Origin of the sequence: Cellulosimicrobium cellulans (genome assembly GCF_001722485.1) — a bacterium.
Taxonomy (GTDB): Bacteria; Actinomycetota; Actinomycetes; order Actinomycetales; family Cellulomonadaceae; genus Cellulosimicrobium; species Cellulosimicrobium cellulans_A.
Genome location: NZ_LWGL01000116.1, coordinates 1 through 10,496, shown reverse-complemented (window position 1 = coordinate 10,496; position 10,496 = coordinate 1). Strand labels below are relative to the sequence as shown.

Below are 10,496 nucleotides of genomic sequence, written 5' to 3'. Positions count from 1 at the left end.
GCGCGCGCGGCGCGCCGGGAGGTCGGTGCGGTCACCGGACGATGCTGGCACGCGCGGCGACCAGGGCGGGCGACCACGCGCCGTCGGGCACGGATCGCCCGGCGGGCATCACTCGGGCGGCGTGACGAGCCCGCGGCGCACGCCCGCGACGAGGCGGCGCGGCACGGTGACCTTGCGGCCGTCGACGACGACGGTCACGAGCGCGGGGACCTGGGCCTTCCACTGCGAGCGGCGGGCACGGGTGTTGGAGCGCGAGAGCTTGCGCTTGGGCACGGCCATGGGGCTGTCCTTCCGGGAGGGGTCGCCCCAGCGTAGGCTTCGTGAGAACCGTTATCAACTTCGCGCCCGCGCACCGGTAGCATCCCAGCGCCCGCGCACCAGCGCCGGCCCGACCGGGCGCGAGCCGCCCCTGATCAGCCAGGAGACCCGTCATGGCCACCGTCGACTACTTCCTCACCGGGGACCACGAGGCCGCCCGGCGCGAGCTCGCGGAGGCGCTCCACGAGCAGGGCTTCACCGTGACGACGCTGCGCACCGGCCAGTGGTCCGTCGAGCGCGGCAGCAAGACGCGCACCATGTGGCTCGGTGCGTTCGCCGGCAAGCACCAGCACCTCGTCTTCACGGTCGACTTCATGCAGCACGACGGCGCGCTCGTCGCCCGCGTGCAGCGCCCCACCGGCCAGGGCGCGATGGCCGGCGCGGTGGGCGTCGCGCGGTCGAACAAGGTGTTCGCCGAGGTGGACCAGGCCGTCGGCACGCGCCTCACCCGGGCGGGCATCCTCGCCCACGTCGCCCACGCCTGACCGGCACCTCCCGGCGCACGCCCGCGGGCGCGCCCCGGAGACGGCGAAGGCCCGGACCCCGCAGAGGGTCCGGGCCTTCGTGCCGCTGACCGGTGCCGACGACGGCGCGGTCAGCGCGGCGTCACTTGGCGACGGCCTTCTTCAGCAGGCTGCCGGCGCTGATCTTCACGCCGTAGCCGGCCGGGATCGAGATCTCCTCGCCGGTGCGGGGGTTGCGGCCCGTGCGCGCGGCACGCTCGACGCGCTCGACGGACAGGAGGCCGGTGACCTTGACGGCCTCGCCCTTGCCGAGCGACTCGATGAGCACGTCCTGCAGGGCGTTGAGGGCGCTCTCGGCCTGCGCCTTGCTCAGGTCGGACTTGCTGGCGATCGCCGAGACGAGCTCGGACTTGTTGAGCGACATGCGGATCCCTTCTTCGGTTCACGACGCACGGTGTGCTCGCGCGGCGTCACGGTCTCAGTGTGCCAGCCGGGGGGCCGCGCACCGGGGACAACACTAGGGAACACGCGGAGTTCTGCGCGACTTCTCGCCGTTGCGTCGTCCTCGTGGCGTCCGCGGCGGAGGTTCGGCCGACGGCGGGGAGGGTCCCCGGGTACGTCAGGCGTTCCCCTCGCAGACGAGCCCGTCCTGCAGGGTCCCGAGGTTGGCCCGCATGACGTCCATGTAGTCCGCGCTCTCGTCGGTGTGGCCCTCGATCGGGTCGAGCATGGCCGTCTCGACCCCGAGGTCGTCCGCGAGCGTCTGGGTCACCTTGGGGCTGACCAGGACCTCGAAGAACAGCGTCTCGACGGCGCGGTCCTCGACGACGGCCCGCACCTCCCGCAGGCGCGCCGGCGACGGCTCCGCCTCGGGGTCGATGCCGGAGATGCCCACCTGGACGAGGTCGTACCGCTCCGCGAGGTACCCGAACGCCTCGTGCGAGACGACGAGCGTCGCCCCCGCGCAGGCCGCCAGCCCCTCGGCGTACTCCTGGTCCAGCGCCTCGAGCTCGGCCTCGAGCGCGTCCGCGTTCGCCGCGTAGGCGTCGGCGTTGTCCGGGTCGACCTCGGCGAGCTCGTCGGCGACCTGGTGCCCGACGGTCGCGAGGCGCATCGGGTCGAGCCAGAAGTGGGGGTCGAGCGCCCCGCTCCCGCCCGCCGGGGCGCTCGCGCCGTTGGGCCCGCTCTCGAGCCCGGCCGCCTCCGCGGTGTCGACGACGTGCTCGGGCTGCCGGGACGCGATCGCGTCGTCCGTCGCGGCGGTCATGCCGGACAGGTAGACCACGACGTCGGCGTCGCCGACCTCGCGCACCTGCGCGGGCGAGAGCTCGAGGTCGTGCGGCTCGGCGGCCGGCGGCGTCAGGTTGCTGACGGAGACGTGCTCGCCGCCGACCTGCTCCGCGACGTACTGCAGCGGGTAGAACGACGCGAGGACGTCGACGGAGTCGTCCGCCTCCGCGCCGGAGCAGGCGGCGGTCGTGACCAGCGCCAGCAGGGCTGCGCCGGCGGCTCCGGCGCGGGCGCGGTGGCGGGTCGTGGTCGGGTGCCGGCGGGCGGGCTGGTGGCAGGTCGGCTCGTGGGTCGTCATGGCGCGGTGCTCCGGGGACGTGCGGGTGGCGGGCAGACGACGGCCGCGGCACCGAGCCCCGTGGGGCGGTGCCGCGGCCGTCGCGGCGGGGAGGTCAGGTCAGCCCTGGCCGGTCTCCCCGGAGTGGTCGTGGTCGTGCCCCTCCTCGGAGTGGCCGTGGTCGTGGCCCTCCTCGGAGTGGTCGTGCCCGTCCTCGGTGTGGGCGTGCTCCTCCTCGGAGTGGCCCTCCTCCGCATGGCCCTCCTCCGTCGCGCCGTACTCCTGCGAGCCGGCCTCGACGTCGCCCGAGACGCCGTTGATCTCGTTCGGCTCGACGTCGAGCTCGACGGTGTTCCACACCTCGCCGGTCTCGATGTCGACCGCGTGGATCGCCTTGTTCGCCGGGTCGGTGACGTAGGCGGAGCCGTCGAGCATGAAGATCGCGGGGCGCGGCGACTGCCACTCCTCCGGCTCCTCCCACGCGTCGACGACCGGGATGGAGCGCACGAGCTGCTTCGTCGCCGGGTCGATGACGTGGATCTGCCCGTCCGTGCCGAGCACCAGCGCCTCGCCGTTCTCGCCACGCGCCAGGGAGCGGAACGTGTAGCTGGACGGCAGGTCGACGAGCGTCAGCTCACCCGTCGCGGTGTCGGTGAGCGAGACCCGCGTCGGGCGCTCGAGCTCGGCGTCCGGGTCGGACTTGTAGTCGCCGAGGACGACCGTCGAGGCCTCGCTGCCGGCCTGGTTGCCGATGCGGCCGTACGCGTCGGGGCTCGCGACCTTCGTGATCTGCCCGTCCTTGTAGACGAGCACGCCGTTCTCGCAGCCGATGAGCACGGCCTCGTCGGCGGCCATCGCCTCGCCGTGGACGCCGGGGCACTCGTCGGACGCGGCGATCTCGTTGCCCTCGGCGTCGAGCACGCGGATGCCGGTGCGGGCGTCCTCGTCGCCCTCGGAGACGACGAGCGAGCCGTCGGACAGCTCGACGGCCACGCCGTGGTGCGCCTCGGGCGTCGTGTAGGTGCGGGCCTCGGCCGACTCGTCGGCCACCGCGCCCGAGTCCACGACGGTGATCTCGCCCGTGCCGTCGTCGAACAGGGCGGTGCGGCCGGCGTGAACCACCACGTGGCCCGGCTTCTCGGCGTCGTGCACGACGTCGGTCAGCTCGGGGTCGGCCGTGTAGTAGTGGTCGTGGTCGCCGTGCGGCTCGGCCCAGGCCCCGGCGTCGAGCACCTGGAAGCCACCCGTCGTGGACACGAGGAGGTGGCGGCCGTCGCCGGCGCCGTTGAGGCGGTTGAAGCCGTCGAGCTCGAAGTCGTCGAGGACCTCGAGCGTCTGCGCGTCGAGGACCTGCACGCCACCGTCGTAGGTGATGGCGAGGCGCGGGTTGCGGGCGGCGGCCTCGGTGGGCTCGTTCGCGGTCTCCTCGGCGGCGGGCGAGGAGGTCTCGTCGGCGGCCGGGTCGCCCGAGGAGCACGCGGCGACGAGGGCCAGCGGGATCACGAGCCCCAGGGCCGCGAGGGGCCGGCGGCGGGAGCGGGTGGTGAGAGACATGGGTGGTCGGGCTCCGCGACGGGGCGCGCGGAACCCACTCCTTTCCGGTGGGTCGTCCTGGTGCCGCGAGCGGCTGACGCTCACCGTAGCAGGAAACGGAATCATTCTCATTATCCTCTGGCGTCCAGGACGCCGGAGCGGTCGCCGACCCCGCCCGGCCCGCACGTCGCGCAGACGCCGTGCAGGCTCACGCGCACCTCGACGTCGGAGAAGCGCTGGGCACGCCCGGCCTCCTGGGCCCACGCGTCGACGACGCCACGCGACGCGCCGACGGCGCGCCCGCACCGCACGCACACGAGGTACAGAGGCGAGCCGCTCGGTGCGGCACCGCGGAAGCCCGCGCGCCCGTCGGCGAGCGTGACGACCTCGACGACCCCCGCACGGTGCAGGTCGCGCGTGGCGCGGTAGACGGACGTGAGCCCCACGCCCGCGCCACGCCGCGCGAGGGCGTCGTGGATCTCGAGGACGGTCCGGAACTGGTCGGACGCGACGAGCTCGTCGAGCACGAGGCGACGCGAGGTCGCACGGCGCCCCGGGGCGCGCGGGGATCGACGATCGGGCGTCCCTGCCACCGCTGCCCTCCAGGTCCGGGTCGGATTCTTGATGACAATGATTATCATCATGACCTGGCGCCTGGCCATCTCGGTCCACGCACCCCGTGGCGCAGCCCGCGCCGCTCGTTCAGCACCGGTCAGAAGGGACGACCATGCACACCCGTTCACGCGTCGCGGGGGCGATGCTCGGAGCGGCGACGCTCCTCGCGACGTCGCTCGCGCCGACGGCCGCCACGGCGGCCGAAGGACCACCTCCGCCGAGCACCGACCTGCAGGTGCTCTCGCGCGTCCACACCGACGCCGTGTCCACGTTCCTCGACGACGGCGCGCTCGCGCTCGGCACGAAGGCGGACCTGCCCACGGGCAACGGGACGCGGCTCGACCCGGCGACGGTCCTGTTCCACGTGGACGACGCCTCGAAGCGCACCGTCGCCGCGGGGTACGAGTTCGTCGGCCCGGTCGGCTCCGAGATGTGGGTCGCGCCCGAGGCGAACCCGACCGGCGACGGCGGCTACACCCAGCTGTGGCCCGGCTTCTCCACCGAGTCGGTGCCCGCGGGCGCGATCGTCGACGACACGACGACGTTCGTCCTCACCGACGTCCGGGGTCCGGGCGACCTGGAGCTGTTCTCCGGCGGCGGGCTCGAGCAGGTCCGGCGGCTGTGGTCGAGCGACGAGGGCATCTCCTCGTTCCGCGTCGGCCGCACCCACATGCACGCCAACTGGGCGTTCACCGCGCCGGGCCGGTACGCCGTCGACGTCCGCGCGGAGGCGACGACGTCCGCCGGCACCCCGGTGTCGGCCGAGAACACCTACACGTTCGTCGTCGGCCCCATGGCGCCGGCGACCGCGACGCGCACGGCGCTGTCCGTGGACGCGACGACGGTGCAGCCCGGCGACCAGGTGACCCTCGACGCGACCGTCGAGCCGGCGAGCGCCGCGGGCTGGGTCGAGTTCCTCGACGGCGCCACCACGCTCGGTCACGACGCCGTGGCGGACGGCCGCGCCTCACTGGCCGTCACCACGCTGCCGCTCGGTGAGAGGAGCATCACCGCCCGGTTCGTGCCGGCCGTGACGAACGACTTCGCGGGGTCGACGTCCGACGCGCGGGTGGTCACGGTGACCGAGGAGCCCGGCGGCGAGGTCTTCGGCATCACGGGTCTCCGTGAGTCCTGGGCCGCGGGAGAGACGATCGAGCTCGGCGCCACGGGCGTGACCCTGGAGGAGGGCCAGAGCCTGCGCTGGCTCGTCCGCCAGGCACCCGACGAGACGGACTACGTCGTGACGTCCGGCGACGCGTTCGTGCGCGACGCGACGACGGCCATCGACGGCGCCGAGGTCAAGCTCCAGCTCCGCGGCACGGTCGACGGGAAGGGCGCCACGCTGGCCGAGACGCCGTACCACCGGCTGGTCGTGACCGGCCCGGACGTCGGCTCGGGCGTGCCGATCAGCCTCACCGGGCTCGAGGAGTCCTACTACCTCGGCGACCCGATCCGGGTCACGGCGGAGCACGCGCCCCTCGAGGACGGGCAGTCGTACCGCTGGGTCGCGCGCGGCGTCCCCTACTCCCTCGAGTGGACGGAGGCCTACCCGGGGCAGGTGCCCACCGGGGAGAACCCCTTCACGATCGACCCGTCGTGGCTGAGCTACTCCGAGATCGCCCTCCAGATCGTCGGCGCCGACGGCACCGTCGTCGGCCAGTCCCCCGCGATCCACCCCGAGACCCCGTCCCGCGAGCTGCTGCTGTCGGGCGCCCGGTCCGTCTACCGCGTCGGCGAGACGATCGAGCTGTCGTCCGAGCTCCACCCCGTGCGCGACGGCATCGCGTACGAGTGGAAGGTCGGCACGTCGTCCTACCAGTCCGACCCGGTCGAGGGCGCGACGGGCACCACGCTCGCCCTGCCCGTGACGGCCGACATGGACGGCAAGTCGGTGTTCCTCGTGGTCACCGACGTCGCGACGGGGTACCGCGTCGCGGTGTCGAGCGTCGTCGTACGGGTCACCGACGCGGCGCCCGACGAGCAGCTCGTGCTCCTCGACGGCCTCGCCGGGCACTACCACCAGGGCAACACCATCGCGCTGCGGGCGACGGCCGACCCGGTCGCCAGCGACTCCGACACCTACCTGTGGGAGTGGAAGCGCCCCGACCAGGACGCCTGGACGGCGATCCCCGGCGCGACGACCGCGAGCCACGACGTCGTCGCCGAGCAGGCCCTCGACGGGACGCAGGTGCGCGCCACGTTGCGCACGAGCGAGGGGACGGACCTGGCGACGAGCGAGACGGTCACGATCCACGTCGACGACCACGGCGCGGCGCCCCGCCAGAAGGCCGCCGTGACGGGGCTCGAGGACGGGTACACGGCCGGCGACGAGGTGGTGCTCGACGCGACGGTCGAGCCGGAGTCCGTTCTCGAGCGGTGGGAGTGGTACCTCCAGCGCCCGGGGTCGGACACGCCGGCCCTGCTCGAGGACACGCTGACGTCGCGCCTGACGTTCGAGGCGGCCGAGGACCTGGACGGCGCGGCGGTCTTCGCGCGCCTGACGTTCGACGACGGCAGGCCCTACGTCGAGTCGCCGCCGGTCGTGCTGTCGGTCGCCCCAGGCGCCGAGCCGGAGCCCGAGCCGAGCGACCCGGGCACGGACCCGGGCACCGACCCCACGGACCCGGGCACCGACCCGCAGCCCGAGCCGGAGCCCTCGGATCCCGGTACCACCCCCGCGCCGCAGCCGACCGACCCGGGCACGGAGCCGACCGGCACCAAGCCCGACGCAGCTCCCGCCGCCCGGACGCCGGCCGACCTCGACGGGGCGCCGCAGGGCGGCGTGGAGCTGTCCACGAGCTCCCCGCGCCAGGGCCAGGTCGTCACGGTGAGCCTCGGGGCGGAGCACGCCGACGCGTGGGTCGCCGCGTGGCTCTTCTCCGAGCCCACGCTGCTCGGCGGTGACTGGGTCCGGGCCGACGCGGAGGGCGACCTCGCCGTCCGCATCCCGGCGGGCACGCCGACGGGCGACCACCGCCTCGCGGTCTTCGCGGCCGACGGCACGCTGATCGGCTGGACCTCGGTCGAGGTCGAGGAGGCGACGGGCGGCCCGACGCCGACCGACCGCCTCGCCACGACGGGCAGCTCGACCGTCTGGCTCCTCGCGGTCGCCGCGGCGGTGCTGCTGGCCGGCACGGCGGGCGTGCTCGTGGCCCGCAGGTCGCGCGCACGGGCGGAGGTCGCACCGCAGGGCTGACGCACCGCCACCGCGACGGGCGCGGTACCCGGCTCCGGCCGGGTACCGCGCCCGTCCGCATTCGGCGCGATACTCGCGGGATGGAAGCTTCGGACTGCTCGGCAAGACGCGTCGCGGACCCGCCGGAGTGGTCACGCGACGCGGCGAGAGCCGCTGCCGCCTACCGGGAGCTGCGCGACCGGCTGGGCGAGCGACTGGTCGACGAGGAACGGACCTCCGAGCACGGGCACGCCCACTGGGACGCCTACCGTCTCGCGATGGAGGACCCCTCGCTGCACCGCCTCCTCCTCGACGTGCTCCGCGGAGAACCGGACCAGGTCATGGCGCTGAGTCCCGTGCTCGCCGTCGTCGACGGTGACGACCCGGCGCTCGCCCGTTCGGCGCTCGACGTCCTCGTGCCGGGCAGCAAGGAACAGCGCCTGGCCGAGCAGCGAGCGCACGACGTCGCCGTCGTCCGGGCAGCGGCAGCTGGCGATGCCGGCTCTGAGGAGCCGGCCGACACCTGGAGCCCGTGGGCCCAGGGTCGAGCCAGCAGCACGGCGACCGACCTCCGCGTGCTCGACCGGCTGACGGCGGACGGCTTCTCCCGGCGGGTTCGTGTCCAGGCGCGGGACCGCGCCCGGCGCCTGAGGCGCACCGCGGAGAGAGCAGCACGAGGCCCCGGGCCCGTCGGAGTCGACGGTCCCGGGGCCTCGTAGCCGCGTCAACGGGTCGGCGCTCCGTGCGTGAGGTCCTCGACGTGGTCGGCCGGTCCGGCCAGGGCGTCCCGGCCGGTGACGCCCGCCTCGTCCTCGGGCGTGCGCGCGGAGGCGTGCACGCGCCGTCGGGCGAGGAGCCCGTGGCGCGGCGCGAGGAACCACGCGAGCAGGAACACGGCCGTGGCGACGAGCACGATCGTGCCGCCGGCGGGCAGGTCGAGGCTCCACGACAGGTAGAGCCCGACGAGCGCCGAGCCGCCGCCGATCACGGGCGCGAGCAGCATCATGACGCCGAGCCGGTCGGTGAGCAGGCGCGCCGCCGCAGCGGGCGTGATGAGCAGCGCGAGGACGAGGATGTTGCCGATCGTCTGCACGGAGATGACGATCGCGATCGTCACGAGCACGTAGAGCACGAGGTCGAGCCAGAACACCGGCAGGCCGGCGGACCGGGCCATCTCGCGGTCGAGGCTGACGGCGACGAGCTCCTTGTGGAGCAGGAACGCGACGAGGAGCAGCACGGCACCGGCGATCGCCACGACGTAGACGTTCTCGTCCGGGATGCCGGTGATGGACCCGAAGAGGAACTGCTGCAGCGAGCCGGCGTACCCGGGCGCCGTCGAGATGACGACGATGCCGAGGGCGAACGCCGCGACGAAGAAGACCCCGATGATCGAGTCCTCCTTGAGCCGCCGGTTCTGGGAGAACACCGCGACGAGCACGGCCGTGACCACGCCGGCGACGGCTCCGCCGAGCACGAGCGAGCCCTGGAGCACGAACGCGACGGCGAGGCCGGGGAAGACGGCGTGCGCCACGGCGTCGCCGATGAACGCCATGCCGCGCAGCACCACGTGGCAGCCGATGACGCCGCACACGACGCTCGACATGACGGCCACGAGCAGCGCCTTGGGCAGGAAGGCGAGGTCGGGGTTGAGCAGGTCCTGGACGAAGTCGCCGATCGAGATCATGCGTCCCCCTCGCGGTCGACGGTCGTGGACAGGCCCAGCGCGGCGAGCAGCGGCGAGCCGGGGGTGATCCCGAACGCGCGCATCCACACGTCGGGGTCGCGCAGCTCGGCGGGCGTGCCGGTGGCGACGACCGTCCGGTTGAGCAGGCAGATGCGCGTGCACGTGTGCATCGCGGCGACGAGGTCGTGCGTCGTCATGAGGACGGCCTTGCCGTCCTCGCGCGCGAGCTCGGCGAACAGGTCGGTGAGCAGCTCCTGCGTCGGCACGTCGAGCCCGGTGAACGGCTCGTCGAGCAGCAGCACGCGCGGGCCCAGCGCGAGCGCCCTGGCCACGAGCACGCGCTGGCGCTGCCCGCCGGACAGCTCGCCGACGGGGCGCTTGCGCAGGTGCGTCATGCGCACGCGGTCGATCGCCTCGCGCGCCGCGCGGTAGTCGGCCACGCCGGGCCGGCGCAGCCAGCCGACGCGCCGCACCCGGCCCGACAGCACGGCGTCCTCGACCGAGACGGGGAAGTCCCACGCGAACTCGTGCCGTTGCGGCACGTAGCCGACGGTGCCCCCGCCCGCGCCTCCGGGGGTGCCGTCGACGAGCACCTGCCCGGAGCGACGGCGCACGAGCCCGAGGACCGAGCGCAGCAGGGTCGTCTTGCCGGCGCCGTTCGGGCCGATGAGGCCGACGAGCTCGCCCGCGTCGACGTCGAGGTCGGCACCGTGGAGCACGAGACGGCCGCCGAGCTCGACGGACACGTCCCGGACGCTCAGCGCGCGGGCGGCGGCACCGGGGTCCGCGCCCGCGACCGGGGTCGCACCGGTCGTCGCGGCACCCGTCGTCGCGGCGGCGGTCACGAGCCGTCCGCCTCGCGGTCGGCGATCGCCCGGGCCCGGCGTCCCCGCAGGACCGTCAGGCCCACGCCGAGGACGAGGACCAGGACGGCGAGGCCGGCCCACAGCGCGACGGTCGACGTGGCGGAGCCCTCGTCGGACGTCGCGTCGTCGGCCGCTGCGGCGGCCGTCTCCTCGTCGGCGGGCTCGTCGGCGGTCGCGGAGGCGTCCGGGCTCGCGCTCGCGTCCCCCTGCGGCTGCTCCTCGGCGGTCTCCCCTGCGCTCTCCTCGGTGGCCGCGAACGCCGTCTGCGGGTCGG

At 74.4% G+C, this 10,496-nt stretch carries 11 protein-coding genes; 3 read left to right on the top strand and 8 right to left on the bottom strand.

What is annotated here, in order from left to right:
* Positions 1–108: 108 nt before the first annotated feature.
* Positions 109–279 carry a 50S ribosomal protein L32 gene (gene rpmF / locus JZ5iCDA_RS12460; RefSeq protein WP_069387467.1) on the bottom strand — a complete coding sequence of 57 codons (171 nt, stop codon included), beginning with the start codon at positions 277–279 and terminating at the stop codon, positions 109–111.
* 152 nt (positions 280–431) lie between these two features.
* Between rpmF and JZ5iCDA_RS12455 the strand changes: the two genes are divergently transcribed.
* Entirely contained in the window at positions 432–803 is a 372-nt protein-coding gene (locus JZ5iCDA_RS12455; protein WP_069387466.1) for a hypothetical protein, read from the top strand.
* Between the two features lie 121 nt (positions 804–924).
* Here JZ5iCDA_RS12455 and JZ5iCDA_RS12450 read toward each other — a convergent pair whose 3' ends face one another.
* The 4 genes from JZ5iCDA_RS12450 to JZ5iCDA_RS12435 form a co-directional block, all read right to left on the bottom strand.
* Entirely contained in the window at positions 925–1,206 is a 282-nt protein-coding gene (locus JZ5iCDA_RS12450) for an HU family DNA-binding protein (RefSeq protein WP_069387465.1), read from the bottom strand.
* 195 nt (positions 1,207–1,401) lie between these two features.
* On the bottom strand, positions 1,402–2,370 hold the full coding sequence (locus tag JZ5iCDA_RS12445) for a metal ABC transporter substrate-binding protein (RefSeq protein WP_083259978.1): 969 nt from the start codon (positions 2,368–2,370) through the stop codon (positions 1,402–1,404).
* A 99-nt stretch (positions 2,371–2,469) separates the two neighbouring features.
* Entirely contained in the window at positions 2,470–3,903 is a 1,434-nt protein-coding gene (aztD, locus tag JZ5iCDA_RS12440) for a zinc metallochaperone AztD (protein WP_069387464.1), read from the bottom strand.
* Between the two features lie 110 nt (positions 3,904–4,013).
* On the bottom strand, positions 4,014–4,523 hold the full coding sequence (locus JZ5iCDA_RS12435) for a Fur family transcriptional regulator (RefSeq protein ID WP_290438813.1): 510 nt from the start codon (positions 4,521–4,523) through the stop codon (positions 4,014–4,016).
* 86 nt (positions 4,524–4,609) lie between these two features.
* On the opposite strand from JZ5iCDA_RS12435, the gene JZ5iCDA_RS19405 reads away from it, so the two are divergent.
* Complete coding sequence (locus JZ5iCDA_RS19405; protein WP_139123098.1) at positions 4,610–7,693, top strand: choice-of-anchor M domain-containing protein; 3,084 nt, start codon at positions 4,610–4,612, stop codon at positions 7,691–7,693.
* A gap of 80 nt (positions 7,694–7,773) precedes the next feature.
* Complete coding sequence (locus tag JZ5iCDA_RS12425; RefSeq protein ID WP_069387461.1) at positions 7,774–8,391, top strand: hypothetical protein; 618 nt, start codon at positions 7,774–7,776, stop codon at positions 8,389–8,391.
* Positions 8,392–8,396: 5 nt separating this feature from the next.
* On the opposite strand, the gene JZ5iCDA_RS12420 is transcribed toward JZ5iCDA_RS12425, so the two are convergent.
* The 3 genes from JZ5iCDA_RS12420 to JZ5iCDA_RS18930 form a co-directional block, all read right to left on the bottom strand.
* Complete coding sequence (locus JZ5iCDA_RS12420; protein WP_216093444.1) at positions 8,397–9,356, bottom strand: anchored repeat-type ABC transporter permease subunit; 960 nt, start codon at positions 9,354–9,356, stop codon at positions 8,397–8,399.
* Positions 9,353–10,201 carry an anchored repeat-type ABC transporter ATP-binding subunit gene (locus JZ5iCDA_RS12415; protein ID WP_083259976.1) on the bottom strand — a complete coding sequence of 283 codons (849 nt, stop codon included), beginning with the start codon at positions 10,199–10,201 and terminating at the stop codon, positions 9,353–9,355. Before JZ5iCDA_RS12415 ends, JZ5iCDA_RS12420 begins: the two co-directional genes overlap by 4 nt.
* Positions 10,198–10,496, bottom strand: a 299-nt coding sequence (locus tag JZ5iCDA_RS18930; protein ID WP_216093443.1) for a hypothetical protein, incomplete at its 5' end; no start/stop codon positions are given. The genes JZ5iCDA_RS18930 and JZ5iCDA_RS12415, both read right to left, overlap by 4 nt.

Coding starts and splice junctions, on each gene's coding strand:
- JZ5iCDA_RS12435 (WP_290438813.1), bottom strand. CDS start 4,523: ATGATAATCATTGTCATCAAGAATCCGACCCGGACCTGGAGGGCAGCG.
- aztD (WP_069387464.1), bottom strand. CDS start 3,903: ATGTCTCTCACCACCCGCTCCCGCCGCCGGCCCCTCGCGGCCCTGGGG.
- rpmF (WP_069387467.1), bottom strand. CDS start 279: ATGGCCGTGCCCAAGCGCAAGCTCTCGCGCTCCAACACCCGTGCCCGC.
- JZ5iCDA_RS19405 (WP_139123098.1), top strand. CDS start 4,610: ATGCACACCCGTTCACGCGTCGCGGGGGCGATGCTCGGAGCGGCGACG.
- JZ5iCDA_RS12450 (WP_069387465.1), bottom strand. CDS start 1,206: ATGTCGCTCAACAAGTCCGAGCTCGTCTCGGCGATCGCCAGCAAGTCC.
- JZ5iCDA_RS12445 (WP_083259978.1), bottom strand. CDS start 2,370: ATGACGACCCACGAGCCGACCTGCCACCAGCCCGCCCGCCGGCACCCG.
- JZ5iCDA_RS12425 (WP_069387461.1), top strand. CDS start 7,774: ATGGAAGCTTCGGACTGCTCGGCAAGACGCGTCGCGGACCCGCCGGAG.
- JZ5iCDA_RS12455 (WP_069387466.1), top strand. CDS start 432: ATGGCCACCGTCGACTACTTCCTCACCGGGGACCACGAGGCCGCCCGG.
- JZ5iCDA_RS12420 (WP_216093444.1), bottom strand. CDS start 9,356: ATGATCTCGATCGGCGACTTCGTCCAGGACCTGCTCAACCCCGACCTC.